This is a genomic window from Streptomyces roseirectus, from assembly GCF_014489635.1.
GTDB lineage: Bacteria > Actinomycetota > Actinomycetes > Streptomycetales > Streptomycetaceae > Streptomyces > Streptomyces roseirectus.
In genome coordinates this window covers 1,226,907-1,245,253 of record NZ_CP060828.1, presented here as the reverse complement: position 1 = coordinate 1,245,253, position 18,347 = coordinate 1,226,907, and the positions used below count along the sequence as shown (strand labels likewise).

Below are 18,347 nucleotides of genomic sequence, written 5' to 3'. Positions count from 1 at the left end.
ACAGTTCGTTCGTGCCGGTGACGGCCTGGGGCTGAGCTGCACGTCCGCTGACCGGGGAAGCGGCGTCGGCGGTGGCGGAGGACTTCCCGCCAGTTCCCTCGATTTCCCGGGAGTTCCCGGCCTGTTGTGCAATAAATGTGCAACGGGCCGGGTGGGATCAGCCGTTCCGGCTGCACGGCTCGGGCGGTTCCGCATCGGGGGTTTGACCTGGGCTCATGGACGGGCCGGATGCTCTTCCCATGTCGCTGTGTTCTCCCGATCGGCTTGCCGGTACTTGGGAGTCGGCGGGTATGCACACGAGCGTTGGGCACCCACGCGGCCGGTCGCCGGGCGGTGGAAGCGGTGAGGGCACCGGCGAAAAGGGCGGTCTTTGGGAAGCGCGGCTTCCGGGTCGATGCGTGGGTCCGGCCGCTGTGCGCCCTCGTGGTGGCCGGGGTCGCCGCGTACGCCTCGTACGTTCACCAGCGGGAGTTCGCTCTCCAGGGAGGTGCGGACAAGGTCAGCGCGTCGTTGTGGCCATTGTCGGTCGACGGGCTGTTGTTGCTGGCCACCGCCGGGTTGCTGAAGCCCCGTGCGGACACCACCCGGCGGGCTCGGGGGACGGTGTGGTCGGCTTTCCTGCTGGGCATCGTGGTCTCGCTGGCGGCGAACATCGCGGCGGCGCCGGCCCTGGAATGGCAGCCGGTGCTGGTTGCGGGGTGGCCTCCCGCCGCGCTGCTGTTCTCGGTGGAACTCCTCGTCCATGGTTCGGAGCGGGCGGGGAGCGAAGCAGAGGTGGAGTACGGAGAAGAAGACGCTGATTCACTGCTGGGCCAGGCACGGATACTTGATGTCCGGCACCGAGAGGTTCACCAGCGTCCGATCTCCGCGGAGACGCTGCGCAAGGAGTTGCGTATCGGGGCGGGGCGCTCCAGGCAACTGGTGGCTCTCGTCAGAGATGCGCGGTCTGTTCGGAAGGTTCCGGGGGATGCGTCAGCAGGTTCGGGATGAGGACCTTTTAGGAAATGCGCCGGGGAATTGGTCGGCAGCGAACCTGAGTGCCGGCTCACGTGCGGGTCAGGGCTTCGGCGTAGTCACTCGACGTCCGATTCGTGATGATCTGCGAGCCCGGTGTAGTTCGAGGAATGTGCCTGTCGACGCATTATTGGCGATTCCGCCTGTCTTTGACCAACTCCACGAGCATCGTGCGGTCGTGCCCGAGGAGGTGCCGGACCTGCTGGAGCGATTGGCCGAGGTGCCCGACCCGCGCGGTGTGCGGCACGCTCTGGGTCGTAGCGCTTGAGCTGATCGCGTGCGCGGCACTGGCCGGAGCAATCTCCCTGCCGGCGGGCGGCGAGCGGATCGTCGATGCCCCGTCCGCGGTCCTGGAGTGTCTGGGCGTACGGCCCGATCCGCTGTGCCCGAAGCGGTGTCTGTGTGCGGAAACAACTGTTCGGCGACTGCTGGGCCGCATCGACGGCGATGGGCTGGACCGGGCGGTGGGCTGCTGACTGGCCGACCGACGCGGTTGCACCAGCGGTCGGCTGCGTGGTTTGGCGATCGACGGCAAGAGCCTGCGCGGGGCGGCTAGGGCCGAGGGCCGGAAGATCCACCTGCTCGCCGCTTGCCTTGCGACCACGTCCGCGGCCTGGTACTGGCCCGGCTCGACGCGGGTGAGGAGACCGACGAGTCTTTGTATCCGGCACACCAGACGTCGGCGCAGCCGTGAAAATGAGGCTGTGTGGAGGCTGCCCACCCGACGCCGATGATCTGTGGGCGTGAAGCTCGAAATGAGTGACCTGGGCGAACGTATCGTTCTTGCGCAGGTGGACCAGCGTGAGCAGTGCCTGGTCAAAGCAGCGGAGCTTCCGCAGGCAGGCGACGTGCTCAACGAGCTCGTGGCCGCGCCGCTCATGCAGCTCTGCTTCGCGCGGAGCACGCCACGGCTCGGCCAACTCTTCGGTCAAATCGTCGAGATGTTGGTGGGAGATGCCATTGATCTCACTCGAAAAACCCGCGCGGCCGTCCGCATGTCACGGACGGACCTCGCTCAGTTATCGCCAGCAGAGTCATAACAACAGAAGAGTCGGTTGTTCTCAATGTCTCACGAGAGCCCGTCAAGGAGGGTTACACGAACGGATGAAATCGCGTGGAAGGCCCGGCGGTTGAACAAAAAATAGCGACCATTACGCTACGTTATCAAGGGTGAGGGTTAATTGCGCTATTCGGCGCTTTCCGCTTGAAAAAACGCCTATAAGATCTCTGTGTGGAAGCCAGTTCGGCTACGGTGCGTGTCTTTCTGCCATCAGTCCCACACTCGCGCAGGTACAGGACCCCTGGGAGCTGTCCCACACCGCCGTGAGCGCACATGCTTCCCTCGTCGCCGCGTCGATGATCGTCGCAGGGCTCGTGTACGACCGGTATGCCGCACATCTGCCGCAGCGGACCGTCCTGCGCGCCGGAATGGTGGCTGTGGCGGGAAGCGCCGTGCTGTTCTCCCTGGCACCGGGACCTTCGGTCCTCCTGTCGGCCACCCTGTGTGTGGGGTTGACCTCGACGTTCGTCCAGACGGGAGGTCTGGCCCTGCTGACGGGGCAGCAACCGGCGCAACGCGCACGGTCGATGGTGGCCGGGACCCTGTGCGCGAGTGTGGCCTCGCTGCTGGTACCCGCCTCCCTGCTCGCCGTGTCGGACGTCTCCGGGGGATGGAGGTTCGTGTGGTGCGCGGTGGCACTGTTGTTCCTGGGACTCACCACGCTGGTGCCCCGCGATGAACAAAGCGGGGAGAGGGCCGCTGTGCCGGACGGCGACCGCCGGGCTCCGCTGGGCAGGCGGTTTGCTCTGGTCGCCGGTGCGGTGGCGGTCGGGGTGGGGGTGGAGATCACCGTCGTCTACTTCTCCCCGGCGCTCATGAAGCCGGCGGGACTGGTTCTGGTGGCCTACTACGCCGGGGAGTTGTGCGGACGGCTCGAAGGGATGCGGACCTCGCAGCGGGGCGACGTCCAGGCGCTGATGCGTTCGGTCGTGCTGGCTTGCACCGGGTTCTGCGTCTTCTGGCTCGTCGCCGAACCCGGTGTCGCGCTCGCCGGTCTCGCGCTCGCGGGCTTCGGCATCTCCCGGTTCTTTCCCCTGGGTCTGTCCGCGGCGGTCGGGGTGAGCCGTGCCTCGGGCGCTCGGTCCGTGGCGAGGGTGCATGTGCTGGTGGGGCTGGCCGCGTTGGTGGCGCCCCTGGTGATCGGGACGGCGGCGGACCGGATCGGCTTGGGCCACGCACTCACCGCCGTTCCCGTCCTGCTGGTCTGCATGGCCGTCTTGCTGGTGGCCGGATGCGGAACGTCGGTCGTGCGGCGCAGGGGGGTGTGGGCGGCATGACCGGTCCGACCGAACTGTTGCTGATCCGGCACGCGCAGGCGTGGTGCAACGTGGAGGACATCGTGGGCGGCCCGCTCGGCTGCCGGGGGCTGACCCCGGTGGGCTGGGAACAGGCCGAGCGTCTCGCCGCCCGGCTGGCCGCCGAAGAGCACGCCGACGTCCTGTACGCGAGTCCGCGCCGCCGGGCCCGGGAGACCGCCGTCGCCGCCGGCCACGCGCTGGGACTGCCCGTGCGGATCGAGGAGGGGCTGCGCGAGCAGGACCTCGGCAGTGCGGACGGCGTCCCCCGATACCAGCTGCACCAGGGACTCGGCGTGATCCCGGCCCATCTGCCGCACCGCCCGCTCGCCGACGGCGCCGAGTCGTGGACGGCGTTCGTCGAGCGCACCGGACAGGCCTTGCGGGAACTCACCCGCCGTCACCGGGGTGAGCGCGTCCTCGCCGTCTGTCATGGCGAGACCGTCAACGCCGCCCACCACTTCTTCCTCGACCTGCCGATGGGGTGGCCGGGGCCGCTCGGCGTCACCGTCGACAACGCCTCCCTGACCCGCTGGCGCGAACAGCCCTGGGACCAGTACCAGCCCGAACTGGGGCTGCGCTGGGACCTCCAGACCCACAACGACACCGCTCACCTCGTACAGAACGGCACGCTCCCATGCGCGTCCTCATGATCTCCGACCACGCCGATCCGCTCGCTCTGCCCGGCTCGAACTTCCACGGCGGCCAGAACGTCTACGTGCGTCAGTTGGCCACCCGTCTGGCCGCCTCGGGCTGCCACGTCGACGTCGCGACCCGCGCGGACGCGCCGGACTTCCCCGCCTGGCAGCCGATCGCGGAAGGGGCCCAGGTGGTCCGGGTCGAGGCAGGGCCGAGAGCGCCGATGCCCCGCGACCGGTTCGGCTCGGTCCTGGACGCCTTCTCCCGTGGCGTCGACGACCTCTGCGAACAGCGCGGCGGGTACGACGTCGTCCACAGCCATTACTGGTTCTCCGGCGTCGCCGCACTCGGCCTCGCGGCCCGGCATGGACTGCCGGTCGTCCACAGCCACCACTCCATCGGCGCCGTCCGACGGCAGAGCCTCGACACTCACCAGCCGGTCACGACCTCACCGGAGCTGTTCGACGAACGGCATCAGCAGGAGTGCCGCATCGGCCGTGAAGCGGCGGCCGTCGTCGCCAACTGCCCAGCCGAGGCAGCCGACATGCAGCACCTGCTCGGTACTCCGGCAGAAGCTGTCCACCTCGTTCCGCCAGGAGTGGATACGGCGGTGCTGCGGCCCTTCGACCAGACAGCGGCCCGCGAGCGGCTCGGGCTGCCACTCGGTGTACCGCTTGTGCTGTTCGTCGGGCGGCTTGAGGCCCGCAAGGGCTGCCTCGACCTGGTCAAGGCGTTCGCGAGGGTATCCGTGGTTCTTCCCCACGCCCGGCTCGTCGTCGTGGGCGGCACGGCGCACGAGACACAGGTTGTGCGTGACCTCGCCGCGCAGCTCGGCTTCGGAGACCGTACCGAGTTCCGCGGATCCGTATCCCACGAACTCACCCCTCTCTACTACAGTGCGGCCGACGTCACCGCCGTCCCCTCCCACTACGAGCCGTTCGGTCTGGTCGCCATCGAGTCCATGGCCTGTGCGACACCCGTCGTCGCCACCCGCGTTGGCGGCCTCGCCTGGAGCGTCGTCGACGGCCGCTGCGGCGCCCTCGTCCCCGCCCGCGAACCCATCTCCCTCGCCTGCGGGCTGCTGGACGTCCTGACCGCAGGCCGCGACCGCTACCGTCGCTCCTGCCTCGACCAGGTTGCCCAGCACTTCACCGTCGACCTGTGGAGCCGGGGCATCCTGGACGTCTATCGGGCCGTGAGCAGCCCTGTCACGACGTAACCCTCCATTGCCTGGCTTCGTTCACTTCAAGTGGCTCTGGCTCAATGGTCAGAGCGGCGAGGACGGCTGCGTGGTCGCGGCGTATACCTGCGGCCAGGGTGCGGAATTCTCGTTGTCCGTCGAGGCGGACGTCGGCGAGCCAGATGTCGAGGGCCAGGTGCTCGCTGCGGCGTTCGCGCACCATCGCGGCCAGGCGCCGGGCGTACTGGGCGGTTGTGGCCAGAGCGGGGCTGCGTTCGCACAGTTCGTCGAGGCACTTGCGCTCGGTGTCGGTGAGGCGCTCGGGTCGGCGCATGATCCAGTCGGTGACCCGGCGGACGGTCAGGTGGGGCAACGGCGCCTCGGTCGGAATCGTCCCGGTTCGGTAGGGCCGCAGGTGGCGGCGGACCGTGTTGATGTCGCCGCGACAGCCGAGCTGCTGGATCTCGCGGGTGAGCGCGGCGGCATTGGTGCAGCCCTCTGTCCAGCGGTGATGGAGGGAGAGCCGGTAGTCGTCGATCAGGCTTGGGCGGTGGGTCGCTGCGACGAGGAGTTGTTCGACGTCGGCGGCTCGGGCGAAGCGGAGGACGGTGCCGTGGCTGAGATGGAGTTCACGGGCGATGGCGCGCAGGCTGTCGCCGCGTTCGATGCGTTCGTGGATCTGCTGGTGGCGTTCACGGGTGCGGGCGACCAGCGGCCGGGGCCGTCCGTGCACGTCGAGTTCGCCCGGGGAAGCGGAGTGGACGTTGTCGTGCGCCGGTGCGGACGGTGAGAGGTTCGTGCAGGTCGGTGCGGTGTCGGCCGACGACTCGTTCGACGGCCTCGGCGAGGTTGTGCGGCAGGTGCCAGGCATCGGCCACCTGCCGGGCCTGTGGTGCGCCGGCGTGGGCGCCGTCGCGGAAGGAGCCGGCGCGGTCGCGGCAGACGGTCCGCACCTCAGGATGCTCACGCAGCCGGGCGGCGAAGGTGCGCGCGGCGCGGTCCGCGAGGACATCGACGGGACGGTGGGTGCTCATGTCGACGAGGATCGTCGCGTAGGTACGGCCGCGGCGCACGGCGAACTCGTCGACGCCGAGACACGGGACGGACTGCGGCTGTGGAAGGGGCAGGGCGCGAAGGAGACGGAGCAGGGTGTCCTTGCCTGTGCTGACAGCCATGCGTCCGCACAGGCCGGCGCCGGCACGTCCGCCCAGGAACAGGGCGATGTCGGTGAGATGAGCGGTGAGCGCATTCGTGCGGCGTGCGTGGCGCCGTGTCAGGTCCGGGATCTGCCCGGCGAACGTCCGGCGTTCGCAGCTCTTGTGGCCGCAGACGAGACGACGTGCACGCGCGAGGATCTCCAGCCGCATCCCGGACAGGGGGCGGCCTCCGCCGTGGACCGCACTGCAAGACGAACCTCGGCATCCTCAAGAACAACCGCATCTATCGTCACACCGGCCTCAGGGAGAAGCAGGGCAGCGAGACAAAGCACATCCCCCACGCACAGGTGATGCCCGCCTGGTCTTGATCATCACCCACCCCCAAATCCGCGACAGAGCCCGGAACTTGCGCCAGACCCCGAAAGAAACCGCCCTAGCCACCGCGCCCTCCGGACCGACACCTTCGAACGCCTCGGCCACGGCAGCGAGAACGGCACCTGGCGCAACTTCTACCTGATGGGCGCGGCAGAACTGCGCCAGGGAATCCTGGGCACCCCCACCCGCTCCGCCCCCGACATCGTCGAGGCGCGCACCCCCCCCGGCAGGTCGCCGAGACCTGGACGCTGCTGCTGTCCAACGGTGCCCTCACCCCGATGCCCGGCGACGCCCCGCGCGGCGAACGGCCCCACGTGACGCTGTGGCTGTCCCGGACGGCCCTCTGAACGGCGTCCTCGCCCGGACCACCACGTTCCTCGACGAGATCACGGCGGGCCGCGTCACGCTCGACGGCGACGCCACGGTTCTGGCCACGTTGGGTGGCCTGCTGGAGGCCCCGGACCCCGACTTCGCTCTCGTGACGCCCTGAGGAAGCCGCACCGATAGAGGTGAAATCTCCCTAGATAAAACCTTTCACCGCAAATGCGCCCTTGTTCTGCGCCCAGCAGACCGTGATGCGATGTCCGCGCACACGCGCTGCACGACGACAGAACCGCCTGGAGGAGCGCATGGCGCGGACCCGAAACCCCAACGCACGCCTGCGGGAGTTGCTCAACGAAGCGAATCTGACCCAGGACATACTCGCCCGCGCCGTCAACGCGGCAGGCGCCGAGATCGGCCTGACCCTGCGCTACGACCGCACCTCGGTGGCGCACTGGCTGGCCGGCAGCCGGCCGGCGGAGCGGACCGTCCCTCTCGTGTGCGAAGTGCTCAGCCGGCGTACCCGCAGGGCCGTCACCCCGCAGGACGCGGGTCTCACCACTCGCGTCCCGCAGCCGACCGCGCGTCCGTCCGGCGAACCCGACCGGCGCCTGCGCGAGCTGGCCAGCGGACTGTCCGTCCACACCCCGTACCGGCCCGCCGGCTCGCTGCCCGGGCCGGCGGCCAGGAGCGAACTCCACGAGCGTCTCGGGCGGGTGCCACGCGAGGAGGCGGCTGGGCCCCTCGGCGGCGCCGTCACCTTCTTCACCCGCGCCTTCCTGGAGCAGGGCGGCGGCTTCGCCCGGGAGACACTGCGGACCTACCTGACGGAGGCGGTGGCTGAACGGCTGCGTACCGCCCGCGAAGCCGAACGGCGCCGGCTCTCGCCCGATGCCTCACGGCTCACCCTGCTGCTGGGCCGCATGTACGCCGACGACCTCCACCACGGAGCGGCCCAGCACTGCTACCGAGAGGCGTGGCGGCTGGCGGCCGAGGCCCGGCACCTGGAACCCGCGGTCATCGCGCTGCGCACCCTGAGCGCCCAGGCCCACCAACTCGGCCAGCGGCGGATCGCCGGGACCACCGCCGGACTGGCCGCCGACGCCGCCCGCAAGGCACCCCCGGCCGTCCAGGCGTTCACCCAGACCCAGCTGGCGGTGGTGGCGGCACACCGCGGCGACCGCGCCGACGCCCTGTCCGCCCTGGCCAGAGCGGACAGGGCCACCGGAGACCGGGCCGACGAGCCGTCCGCCGAACGCTATGGCAGGGCGGACTTCGAGTATCAGCGCGCCGAGACCCTGCTGGCCCTGCACGACGGCAGCGCCGCCGTCCGCGCCTTCGAGGACGCCCTGTCCGCCCGCTCCCGGGACGACCGGCGGGGTGCCGCCATGACCCGCCTGCGCCTGGCCGCCGCCCTCCTGTCCCAGGGGCGCGTCGACGAGGCGCTCCAGCACGAACGCCCGCTGAGCAGGGAATGCGCGGAACTGAGGACAGCGGCGCTGACGGTGCCGTCCGCCGCGCTGCGCCGCTCACTGGCCACGAGAACCGCCCGGGACCGCGGGAAGCGGGTGGTTCAGGGACGGCGGGAGGCGGGTGCTGCCGAAGAGCGGTGAGGACCAGCACGGCATCCGCCGGCCGTTCCGGCAGCATCGAGCCGACCCGGTCTGACTGACGCCATGCCGCGCACCGGCCGAGGCACGCTGCGGCCGGTGAAGATCCCGCGGGCCGGTCCTCTGCTCAGGGCGCGGTCGTCGGCCGGTGTACCGTACGCGGCTCCGGGGAGCCGTCGGGGTTGCGGCCGGTGGGGTGCTCGCCGGACTCGGGGCGATGGACAGGCGGCGGCGGAGGGGCGTGCGGGGAGAGGACGGGTGAGGGGGACACGTCGAACGGATCGATCATGGGAGGCAGCCTTTCCGGGGAGGGATCGGGTTCTTCACGGGACGCGGCCGGGACATCGCTCGGCCGCCTCGGTCACCGCGTTGATCAGCCGCTCGCGGTGGGCCGGGGTCAGGTTGGGGGAGAGCGGCACCTCGACGAGTTCCGTGAGGCGGCGCCGGGTGCGGGGGAGGGCGTCCTCGGGGAGGTCCAGGAAACGCCAGTTCCAGTAGGCGCGGGCGTTGTAGCCGGGCCCTTCGCCGGAGTAGGTGCGGGCGGGCACGCCCCGCTCGCGCAGGCGCCCGGCGAAACGCGCGGCCAGCGGAGCGTCGGCGTCCACGACCCGGAACAGCAGTTGCTGCCCCGAGCAGGCGTCCGGGGCCACGGGTCTGCGGACCGCGATCCCCTTCACCCCTTCCAGGGCCCCGGCGATCCGGTCGTGGTGCGTGCGCTGGAGGGCGATCCGCTCGGGCAGCCGGTCCAGGGACGAGACCGCGAGCGCGGCCCGGATCTCGTCCATCCGCCAGCCGTACACCGGAAGCGACCGCTCGTCGACCGCTGGCACCCCGCCGGGGAAGTGCCGGGCGAGCCGTCCCTCGTACGCGCCGCAGTGGATCACCGCACGGGCGTAGGCGTCGGGGTCGTCGGTGACGAGGAAGCCGCCCTCACCGGTGTTGACCGGCTTGTCGGCCTGGGTGGAGAACGCGCCGAGCCGGCCGTGGGTGCCCAGAGGCCGTCCCCCCAGGGAAACACCCAGCACGGGCACCGCGTCCTCGACGACCGGCACCCCGAACTCGTCCGCCGCCGCGCACACGGCCGGCATGTCCGACGCCATGCCCCGCATGTGCACGACGACGACGGCGGCGGCTCCGGCCGTGAGGACCCGGCGCAGGTCGGCGACGTCCAGGTGCAGGTCGTCGTCGCACTCCACCAGCACCGGACGGTGGCCCGCGAGCAGGATCGCGCTGGGGGTCGCCGCGAACGTGAACCCCGGGCAGGCGACCGGGGAACCCTTCGGCAGGTCCAGGGCCAGCAGGCTCAGGGCGATCGCTGTCGTGCCGCTGGTGCAGGCCAGCACGTGCTGGGCGCCCAGCAGCCGGGACAGCCGTTCCTCCAGCCGTCCCGCCCAGGTCTCCTGGAGCGGGCGCGCGTCGTAGCGGTAGTACCGGCGTCCCAGTACCGCGCGGATCGCGGCGGCCTCGTCGGCTCCGGTGAGGAAGGTGTCGCCCTCGTCATAGGTGGGCCAGGAATCAGCGGGACTGGTCATGCTGCCTCTCTCGCCGGACAAGCGGCCCCGCCGGCCGCTGTACGCGGACCGGGGACCGGGGATGCCAGTCTGGCCGTCCGGCTCCGGGCGGGGCATCTCCGTGTCCCTGTGCCGACTGCCCCCGCACCCCCGGCGCCCTGTCCGTGAACCCTGGACGGCCCGTTCTGACCTGCGGGTTCGAGTGCCGTCCGGGGCGTGGTCGCCGTACAACACGTTCAACATCCGCTGAGGCGTCTCCCGACGGCACGGACGTCACGGCACGCCGTCCGAGCCGATACGGGCCGTGTCGAGGCCCGTCCGCGGTCGGTCGGCAGGGTGCTCAGCTCTCCGTCGTCCGGGCCCGGGACCGCTGTGTCACCTGCGGGTCCCGACGCGGCACACAGGGCCGTGGGCCGTCCAGGAGTCGGTGGACGGCGTTCAGCAGGGTGTCGCGGTTCTCGACCGGCCAGCCGCGGCTACGCGCCACACGGTGCAGGACCGGATCGGGTTCGAAGGCGAGAGGCAGGCCGACCTGTTCGAGGGTCTCCACATCGCTGGAGGAGTCGCCGACGGCGAGGGACGCGGCCCAGTCCACGGTCATCTCCCGGCCGAGTTCGGTGAGAACCGCGCCCTTGCCGCCGGGCAGAGCCGGGCCGCGCAGCAGACGGCCGGTCGCGGCGCCCGCGCACAGTTCTGGTACGGCGCCCCAGAACCGGTCGACACCGAGGTCGGTGGCAGCCGGCGCGATCACCTCGACGGGACTGCCGGAGATCAGACAGGTCACCAGGCCGTGCGCGCGCAGCGCCGCCACCAGCGGGCGCGCGTGCGGAAAGAGAGCGGCCCGCTCCCGCTGCCAGGCCCGTACCCCGGCCTCGCGCAGCAGCGGGGCGCGCAGGCCGTACAGGGCTCGCGCGTAGGCCGCGTAGAAACCCCGGGCGCACGCCTCGTGCGAGATCTCCCGGGCCGCGTAGCGCCGGAGGTGCTCCAGCGCCGCGTTCGCCGCGGCGTGGTCGGCGCCCGGGAGGGTGCGCAGCTCCCGGACCATGGTGCGGGCGAGGAATCCGGGGTGGAGGGTGCCGTCCATGTCGAGGACGGCGACGGGGATCTGCATACCGGCGGCGCTCCGTTCCTGCGCGCGAACGCCCGCGGCGCGGGCACGACGGGCCCGTCCGCGCAGCCGTGTCGTGGGCCCCAGTGTTCCCAGGGCCCGGCCGACCGCACAGGGCGCACCCGGTTGCGTCAGGGGCGACAAGTGGGGCGGCGGAGCGTGGAAGGCGGACGGAGCGGCCGGCGCCCCGCCGTGCGCACGCCGGGTGTCCCGCAGGGGAACCTCCCGCTCCGGACGGCCCTCCGCACGCCCCCCCTCACACGGGTGAACGCCATGCGTAACCACCGGGCCGCGCGGCCATGTCACCGGGGACGGCAACCACGCCGACCACGAAAGGCCGCCGACGACATGACGCCGGATGCACCACAGGCGGGCGGGGTCGCCGCCGCCTACCGGACCCTCTTCGACGCGTTCGACGACGACAGGAGCCAGACCCTCTCGCGGGCGGAACTGGTGAGGCACCTGGGGACCGCCGGGATCAAGGAGGACGACCCGCGCGTGCGCACGATCCTGGACGCGGCCGGCGAGGCGGAGATGGACTTCGCCGCCTTCGTCGCCCTGATCCAGCAGCACAGCGGCCTGATCCAGCGGGCCATACAGGGCACCCTGGCCGTCCCCGACTTCCCGGGACTGGCTGCCGAGGTGGACCGCATGTACCAGGAGATCCTGCCGATCCGCTCCGGCCGCGTCGCCGACTACATCCCGCAGCTGGCCCGCGTCGACCCCGAACAGCTCGCCCTCTCCCTGTGCACGGTCGACGGACAGCGCCACGACCTGGGCGACGCGGACACCCCGTTCTGCGTGCAGTCGGTGTCGAAGACGGTCAGCTACTGCCTGGCGCTGGAGGAGCACGGCGCCGACATCACCCACCGGCACGTCGGCCGCGAACCCAGCGGGCAGAGCTTCAACGAACTGACCCTCAACCGGCACGGCCGGCCGCACAACCCGATGATCAACGCGGGTGCGATCATGAGCTGCTCGCTGATCCGGCCGGGTCTGCCGCTCGCCGACCGCTTCGACCACGTCGCCCAGACCTGGCAGCGCCTCGCCGGAGGCCGCCGCCCCGGATTCAACAACGCTGTCTATCTCTCCGAACGCGACACCGCCGACCGCAACTTCGCCCTTGGCTACGCGATGCGTGAACGCCAGGCGTTCCCACCCGGCACGGACCTGCGCGAGACCCTGGAGTTCTACTTCCAGTGCTGCTCCGTCGAACTGGACGCCCGCATGCTGGCGGTCGTCGCTGCGACCCTCGCGGCCGGCGGGGTGTGCCCGCTGACCGGCGAGAGGATCTTCGGCGAGACCACCGTCCAGCACTGCCTGTCCCTCATGACGTCCTGCGGGATGTACGACTTCTCCGGCGAGTTCGCCTTCACCATCGGCCTGCCCGCCAAGAGCGGCGTCTCCGGCGCCCTCATGGTCGTCGTCCCCCAGCTCATGGGCATCTGCGTGTGGTCACCGCGCCTCGACGAACTCGGCAACAGCGTCCGGGGCATCGAGTTCTGCCGCCGGCTCGTCGAGACCTTCCAGGTCCACCCGCACGCCGCCCAGGAGACCCGCGCCGCCCGCAAGGACCCCCGCAAGCGCCGCAACCAGAGCGCCGTGGAGAGCGTCGTCGCCCTGTGCTGGGCCGCCAGCCAGGGCGACCTCGACGAAGTACGGCGCCTCGCGTCCTCCGGCGTGGAACTCGGCGCCGCCGACTACGACGGCCGCACGGCCCTCCACCTGGCCGCCTCCGAGGGACGCCTCGACGTGGCCCGCTACCTGCTGGAACAGGGCGTGCCCCAGGCCCCCGTCGACCGCTGGGGCGGTACCCCCCTCAACGACGCCGAACGCGAGGGCCACGAAGCGGTCGCCCGGCTGCTGTGCCCGCCCGCCGTACCCCGCCAGAAACAGCCCCGTGCGCGAGGCACGCTCCGGCCCACCGGGAACGGCACGGACAGCGGACAGGGCGGCACGCCGTAGAACCACGGCCTCCACGGGGCACCGGACCGTCGAGGACAGGCCCGGCCGTCCGCCGAAACCCGGTGAAGAACGCCCCCGGAAAAGTCATGCCACACCGCCCAGGACTGACGCACGTATCCCAGGGCGGGCGACAGGTTCGGCCCCCACGCCCGGAAACGGATGGCGAGTTCGCCCTGCGCCATGTTCGGCAGCATCATCGGCACGGCCGGCGCCGACACCTCGCCCGAGGACAGGTGCCGGTGATGGTTGGCCTCCAGGGCCGGCGTCCCGCCGTGCGCGCTCCCGCACACCACCGCCGTCCGCCGCGCGTCCCGGCGCACCGGGTCGAGACCCGTGTCGGCGATCGCCTCGGCAGCGGCCACCAGCACGAACCGCGTGCAGCGGCCGGTCCGGCAGGTGACCTTGCCGCCGAGCAGCCGGACGGCGTCGAACCCGGGGACCGCACAGGACAGGGCGACGTCTCCGCCGACGAGCCGGGGGTCGGCGGCGGTCGGGGTACCCGCGGCCCCCCGGCCCAGGACACCCCGGTACCGGTCCCGCCCGGTGCCCACCTCCTCGCGATGGAGGTCGGCCCGGCCCGCGTGGTCCAGGACGGGCCGGGCGTGAACCCGGAGTTCACCCTCGTCCACGCCCTCATGGGGCAGACCCTCCTCACCGACACCCGGTGGTCGGCGGCGCTGGACCGGGCCGGCTTCGACACCCTCACGGCGAGAGGGAGCGGCTGAGGCCCGCGCACGCGGGCGCGTGAGTAATGGAGGGCATACGCGCTCCGCCGAGCCGGTGCATTTGCGCGGGAAGCCGTCCGTGCCTGACGCCTCGTCCCGTTGGGGACGACGACGGGACACCGGACGGAGGCAGGAATGAAGGACGTGTGGTTGTTGCTGGGGCCCGGGGCAGAGGAGCAGAACGCGACGGGTGAACTCGTCACCGCGTTCCCCCGGTTCTTCAGCGACCGAGGTGACCGGGCCGAGGTGCGGCGGACGGCGGAACTGCTGCCCGGCGTCCGGGGAGGCCGTCTCGAACTGCGGGGACTGGACGGCGAGCCGGTCGAGGTGCCGCGGGTGGTGTACGCCAGGCTGTCCACACCGACGCTCTCCACGGACCGGGAGATCACCCTGCTGCGCCATCTGGAGCTCATGGGCGCCGTGCTCGTCAACCCCGTCCGGGCCTTCCTCACCTGCGTCAACAAGTTCTGGCAGCTTCAGGAACTGGCTCGTGCGGGGCTGCCGGTGAAGGACACGACCACCTATGTCGACGCGCCCTGGGCGAGTGTGATCGACGCGGGTGTGCCCGAGCCGTGCGTGGTGAAGCGGGTGCGCGGAAACAAGGGCCAGGGGGTCTTCCTCGTTTCGTCGGCGGCGCTGCTGCGTGATCTGGATGGCAGCCTGCGGGACGGGTGCCCGTACGTCTTCCAGACCTACGAGGAGTATTCGAGGGGCCGTGACCTGCGGGTCGTCGTCGTGGACGGCCGTCCCGTGGCCTCGGTGGTGCGCCGTGCCCGGCGGGACACGTTCAAGGCGAACATCAGTCAGGGCGGCGAAGTGAGCGTGTGCACCGGCCGTTTTCCCGATGCCGAGAAGCTGGCCGTGCGTGCTGCGGCGGCGGTGGGGGCGGACGTCGCCGGGGTCGACCTGCTCTTCACCCCGGACGGCACGTTCACCGTGTGCGAGGTGAACGCCAACATGGGCTGGCGGCCCGAGATGACCGAGGTGACCCCCGCCGTACTGGCCGCGTGCGCCGCCCGCCTGGATGCCCGGGAATGAGCGCGCCGCTGCGTGACCCGGTCGTCCGGCGGCTGGTCGCGGCACAGACGGTCTCGTTCTGCGGCAGCTGGATGCAGCGGACGGCACAGAGCTGGATGGTGCTGCACGTTCCCGGGGGCGGAGCCGCGGCCATGGGCGTCGTGCTCGGACTCCAGTACCTGCCGCTTCTGCTGTTCGGACTGTGGACGGGCGCGCTGTGCGACCAGTACCCCAAGCACCGGGTGCTCACTTGGGCGCGCGGCATCACGGCACTGCTCGGGATGGGGCTGGCAGCGTGCGCCGCACACGGTGCCGGAGCGCTGGTCGTCTACGGGTTCGCGCTGGTCCAGGGGTTCGTCACGGCGGTGGAGCGGCCGGCGAACGAGTCCCTGTTGGGTGAGATCGTCGAGGCCCGTCTGCTGCACGGGACGCTGGCCCTCAACGGTGCCACGTTCAACGTGGGCCGCCTGACAGGGCCCGCCCTGGCCGGGGTGTCCCTCGCGCAGGTGGGTGTGCCGTCGACGATGCTGGTGAGTTCCGCACTCCTCCTGGTCGCGCTGCCGATGCTGCCACGCGCCCGGCGACGCTCCGCGCGGGATTCCGGCGTGACCGAGGAGAGCGCTTCGGCCGGTGCCGTCCTGCGCCGCGTGCGGTGCGACAGCGGCCTCACGGGCGTACTGGTCCTGGTCGCGCTGGTCACCGCGTTCGGCCTCAACTTCCCGATCACGTGCGCCGCCATGGCCGATGGCGTCTTCCACCGCTCCGCCACCTCGTTCGGAGCCGGCCTGACCGCGCTCGCGGTCGGCGCACTGGGCGGCGCCTTCCTCTCCGCGCGGCTGGGCCGGCCGCGCGACGGCCGCCGGGTCGCGGGCGCGGCGGCCGTCTTCGGCGCGCTGGAGGCCGTCTGCGCGCTGGCTCCGACGTTCGCCGTGTTCGTCCTCGCCCTGGTCGTACTGGGCGTGTCGATGGCGCACTTCACGGCGTCCGCCCGGTCGTACGTCCAGCACCGGGTGGACGACGACATCCGGGGGCGGGTGATGGGGCTCTACCAGATGGCCGCCGTCGGCACGACCCCACTCGCCGCGCCGCTGGTCGGCTGGATCTCCGACGCCCTGAGCCCGAGGGCCGGACTGCTGGTGGGCGGGCTGGTGCCGGTGCTGTGCGCCGCCGCCCTCGCGCCCAGGTTGGACCGGGCTACGGTGTCCGCCGGCGCGGGCTGACGATCGGCGGGACCGGTGTCAGCCGGTGCGCGGCGGCCGTACCGCCTCCGACAGCTCCCGGGCGAACGCGCGGAGCGCGCGGGCGGCACTCAGCGTGTCGTCCGCCTCCGCGACGCGGCGGACGAAGGCGGTGCCCACGACGACGCCGTCCGCGTACCGGGCCGCGCGGGCGACCTGGGGGCCTGTCGAGAGACCGACGCCGACGCAGACCGGGAGGTCGAGGGCAGCGCGTACGCGGTGTGTCAGCTGTTCCACCCGGTCGTGTACGACCCGTGGATCGCCGGTCCTTCCGGCCGAGGCCGTGACGTACGCGAAGCCGCTGCCGTGGGACCGGAGCAGGGCGAGCCGTTCGGTTCCGGTGCCGTGCGGGGCCAGCAGGACGCGGTCCAGGCCGTGTGCCCGGAGAGCGCCGGCCCAGCCTGGCACGTCCTCGGGCGGTGCGTCGGGGGTCACCAGGCCGCAGCCGCCCGCCGCCGAGAAACGGGCGCAGAAGCGTTCGGTCCCGTACCGGCGCAGCTCACGCCAGTACGTCATGCACAACACGGGTACACCGCGTTCCGCGAGGGCGGCCGTGGTGCGCAGCAGGTCGTCCGGCCGCCATCCGCCCCGCAGAGCCGTCTCCTGGGCCATGCGGATGACCGGCCCGTCGAGGGCGGGGTTTTGGGCAGGCCAGCCCAATTCGATGACGTCGACGCCGCCTTCGGCCATTGCCTCCAGCAGGGAGAGTGAGTCGGTGCGGTGGGGAAACCCGGAGGGGAGGTAACCGATCAGTGCTGTCCGTCCCTGATCGCGGGCGGCGTGGAGCACGCTCTCCAGGACGGACGTCGGGCCGGTCAGCGACGGCAGTGCGGCGGACGGCATGGAGATGCCGGTCAGCCGAGGCGGATCAGGAGCCGTCGCGGGCGGCGGGCCACGACGCTGGGGCGCCACTCCAGACGGTCGAGGGGGGCGACGGGGGTCAGGCGGGGGTGGCGGCGCAGGAGTTCGGCGAGGGTGGTGCCCGTGACCAACTTGCTCATGCGGGCGCCGAGGCAGTAGTGCGGGCCGTCGCCGAAGGGGAGGCGGGCGACGTCCGGGCGGTTCAGGTCGAGCCGGTCCGGGGCAGGGTAGCGGTCGGGGTCACGGTTGGCGGCGCCCAGGGACAGCATGACCTTCGCGCCTGCCGGGACGGTCGTGTCACCGACCCGCACGGGGAGGAGCGTCCGGCGGGTCACGAGCTGTACCGGACTGTCGTACCGGGCGAACTCCGCCGTCCCCCGCGCGACCAGCCCAGGGTCGGAGCGGGCCTGCTCCAGTTGCTCCGGGTGACGCAGCAACGCGTGGACGGACAGAGCGATCTGACTGACCGTCGTGTCCGTGCCGGCCATGGCCAGCATCACCGTGTTCGCCACGAACTCCGCCTCGCGCGGGCCGGTCTCCTCGCCCAGGAGACCGGCGGCGATCCCCGACAGCCGGCCCTCGCGGGCGAGTCGGCCGATCTCCGTACGGAACTCCGCCATCGCCGTCTCCGCCCGCTCGCGTACCCCGGTGCCGGGTACGGGGCCGGTCATCCTGGCGATCGCGGATGACCACTCCAGATACCGTCCGCGGCGGTCCGCAGGGAACCCGATCAGGTCGCACAGGACCTCTGCCACCACAGGCTCCGCCAGGCCCGTCACCACGTCGACGACCGCGCCGGGCGCGAGCGCGCCGAGGGCAGCGTCGACGGCGTCCGCCACTCTCCGCGCCTGCCGTTCGACGGCCGCCGGTGTGAAGTGGCGATGGAAGACGCCTCGGATGCCGCGGTGGTCCTCCCCGTCCCGCAGCAGCATCCAGCGCCGCCCGTCCTCGACCGTCACGCTGCCGGGCCCGCCGTGGCGTGTCACCCAGTCGGGGTCGTCGGGGAAGCGCACGCTCAGCCGGGAGTCCCGCAGCAGCGCGGACACCTCCGCGAACCGAGTGACGACCCAGGAGCCGTACGGGGTGCGGACTACGGGCTCCGCTTCCCGCAACTTCCGGTAGACGGAGTACGGGTCGTGGTGGAAAGAGGGAGCGGTCAGATCGAACCTGGGGACGACGCGCATGATGCCCATAGCTCCTATGGGAGACGGCCGTGTCGGACTTGATTACACAAAGTAGTCGTTATGGTGCCTGTTGTCATGGCGGTATTC

Annotated in this window: 17 protein-coding genes and 3 pseudogenes; 12 read left to right on the top strand and 8 right to left on the bottom strand. The window is 71.6% G+C overall.

The window, feature by feature from the left end:
- Positions 1–333 precede the first annotated feature (333 nt).
- Positions 334–990: a DUF2637 domain-containing protein gene (locus tag IAG44_RS44200; protein ID WP_425508515.1), complete on the top strand. Its 657-nt coding sequence runs from the start codon at positions 334–336 to the stop codon at positions 988–990.
- Between the two features lie 260 nt (positions 991–1,250).
- Positions 1,251–1,490: a hypothetical protein gene (locus IAG44_RS05000; protein ID WP_187753138.1), complete on the top strand. Its 240-nt coding sequence runs from the start codon at positions 1,251–1,253 to the stop codon at positions 1,488–1,490.
- A gap of 285 nt (positions 1,491–1,775) precedes the next feature.
- On the opposite strand, the pseudogene IAG44_RS04995 reads toward IAG44_RS05000, so the two are convergent.
- Positions 1,776–1,880: pseudogene (locus IAG44_RS04995) on the bottom strand (transposase family protein); the annotation flags it as partial.
- Between the two features lie 304 nt (positions 1,881–2,184).
- On the opposite strand from IAG44_RS04995, the gene IAG44_RS04990 reads away from it, so the two are divergent.
- From IAG44_RS04990 to IAG44_RS04980, 3 genes are read left to right on the top strand one after another with little or no spacing between them, the layout of a single operon-like run.
- Positions 2,185–3,351 (top strand): MFS transporter, encoded by a 1,167-nt coding sequence (locus IAG44_RS04990; RefSeq protein WP_187745909.1) that lies wholly within the window; start codon positions 2,185–2,187, stop codon positions 3,349–3,351.
- On the top strand, positions 3,348–4,022 hold the full coding sequence (locus IAG44_RS04985) for a histidine phosphatase family protein (protein ID WP_187745908.1): 675 nt from the start codon (positions 3,348–3,350) through the stop codon (positions 4,020–4,022). The genes IAG44_RS04990 and IAG44_RS04985 overlap by 4 nt, the downstream gene beginning before the upstream one ends.
- Positions 4,007–5,227, top strand: a complete 1,221-nt coding sequence (locus IAG44_RS04980; protein ID WP_187745907.1) for a glycosyltransferase — start codon at positions 4,007–4,009, stop codon at positions 5,225–5,227. Before IAG44_RS04985 ends, IAG44_RS04980 begins: the two co-directional genes overlap by 16 nt.
- Here IAG44_RS04980 and IAG44_RS04975 read toward each other — a convergent pair.
- Together IAG44_RS04975 and IAG44_RS43285 are read right to left on the bottom strand one after the other, a co-directional pair.
- Entirely contained in the window at positions 5,217–5,921 is a 705-nt protein-coding gene (locus IAG44_RS04975) for a DesA/ISL3 alpha bundle tail domain-containing protein (protein WP_187745906.1), read from the bottom strand. The genes IAG44_RS04980 and IAG44_RS04975 overlap by 11 nt on opposite strands.
- The gene (locus tag IAG44_RS43285) at positions 5,881–6,555 is read right to left on the bottom strand and encodes a transposase (RefSeq protein WP_187745905.1); all 675 of its coding nucleotides are present in this window, start codon (positions 6,553–6,555) and stop codon (positions 5,881–5,883) included. Before IAG44_RS43285 ends, IAG44_RS04975 begins: the two co-directional genes overlap by 41 nt.
- A gap of 273 nt (positions 6,556–6,828) precedes the next feature.
- Here IAG44_RS43285 and IAG44_RS44710 point away from each other — a divergent pair.
- From IAG44_RS44710 to IAG44_RS04960, 3 genes and pseudogenes are all read left to right on the top strand, one after another.
- Positions 6,829–7,038, top strand: a pseudogene (locus IAG44_RS44710) (hypothetical protein); the annotation flags it as partial.
- 4 nt (positions 7,039–7,042) lie between these two features.
- Positions 7,043–7,210 carry an alkyl sulfatase C-terminal domain-containing protein gene (locus IAG44_RS43275; RefSeq protein WP_246561499.1) on the top strand — a complete coding sequence of 56 codons (168 nt, stop codon included), beginning with the start codon at positions 7,043–7,045 and terminating at the stop codon, positions 7,208–7,210.
- A gap of 139 nt (positions 7,211–7,349) precedes the next feature.
- Entirely contained in the window at positions 7,350–8,654 is a 1,305-nt protein-coding gene (locus IAG44_RS04960; protein ID WP_187745904.1) for an NsdA family TPR-like regulatory protein, read from the top strand.
- 320 nt (positions 8,655–8,974) lie between these two features.
- Here IAG44_RS04960 and IAG44_RS04955 read toward each other — a convergent pair whose 3' ends face one another.
- Positions 8,975–10,183 carry a DegT/DnrJ/EryC1/StrS family aminotransferase gene (locus IAG44_RS04955; RefSeq protein WP_187745903.1) on the bottom strand — a complete coding sequence of 403 codons (1,209 nt, stop codon included), beginning with the start codon at positions 10,181–10,183 and terminating at the stop codon, positions 8,975–8,977.
- A gap of 319 nt (positions 10,184–10,502) precedes the next feature.
- The gene (locus IAG44_RS04950; protein ID WP_187745902.1) at positions 10,503–11,273 is read right to left on the bottom strand and encodes an HAD family hydrolase; all 771 of its coding nucleotides are present in this window, start codon (positions 11,271–11,273) and stop codon (positions 10,503–10,505) included.
- Between the two features lie 270 nt (positions 11,274–11,543).
- On the opposite strand from IAG44_RS04950, the pseudogene glsA reads away from it, so the two are divergent.
- A pseudogene (gene glsA / locus IAG44_RS04945) lies at positions 11,544–13,079 on the top strand (glutaminase A); the annotation flags it as partial.
- Here glsA and IAG44_RS44705 read toward each other — a convergent pair.
- Complete coding sequence (locus tag IAG44_RS44705) at positions 13,031–13,597, bottom strand: beta-ketoacyl synthase N-terminal-like domain-containing protein (RefSeq protein ID WP_425508514.1); 567 nt, start codon at positions 13,595–13,597, stop codon at positions 13,031–13,033. The pseudogene glsA and the gene IAG44_RS44705 overlap by 49 nt on opposite strands.
- Here IAG44_RS44705 and IAG44_RS04940 point away from each other — a divergent pair.
- From IAG44_RS04940 to IAG44_RS04930, 3 genes are all read left to right on the top strand, one after another.
- On the top strand, positions 13,478–13,960 hold the full coding sequence (locus IAG44_RS04940) for a hypothetical protein (RefSeq protein ID WP_187753137.1): 483 nt from the start codon (positions 13,478–13,480) through the stop codon (positions 13,958–13,960). The genes IAG44_RS44705 and IAG44_RS04940 overlap by 120 nt on opposite strands.
- Before the next feature lie 135 nt (positions 13,961–14,095).
- Positions 14,096–14,998 carry a RimK family alpha-L-glutamate ligase gene (locus tag IAG44_RS04935; RefSeq protein ID WP_187745901.1) on the top strand — a complete coding sequence of 301 codons (903 nt, stop codon included), beginning with the start codon at positions 14,096–14,098 and terminating at the stop codon, positions 14,996–14,998.
- On the top strand, positions 14,995–16,197 hold the full coding sequence (locus tag IAG44_RS04930; RefSeq protein WP_187745900.1) for an MFS transporter: 1,203 nt from the start codon (positions 14,995–14,997) through the stop codon (positions 16,195–16,197). Before IAG44_RS04935 ends, IAG44_RS04930 begins: the two co-directional genes overlap by 4 nt.
- An 18-nt stretch (positions 16,198–16,215) precedes the next feature.
- On the opposite strand, the gene trpA is transcribed toward IAG44_RS04930, so the two are convergent.
- Both trpA and IAG44_RS04920 read right to left on the bottom strand, forming a co-directional pair.
- Positions 16,216–17,058, bottom strand: coding sequence for a tryptophan synthase subunit alpha (gene trpA, locus IAG44_RS04925; protein WP_187745899.1), 843 nt, complete (start codon positions 17,056–17,058; stop codon positions 16,216–16,218).
- An 11-nt stretch (positions 17,059–17,069) separates the two neighbouring features.
- Positions 17,070–18,269, bottom strand: coding sequence for a cytochrome P450 (locus IAG44_RS04920; protein WP_187745898.1), 1,200 nt, complete (start codon positions 18,267–18,269; stop codon positions 17,070–17,072).
- Positions 18,270–18,347 lie beyond the last annotated feature (78 nt).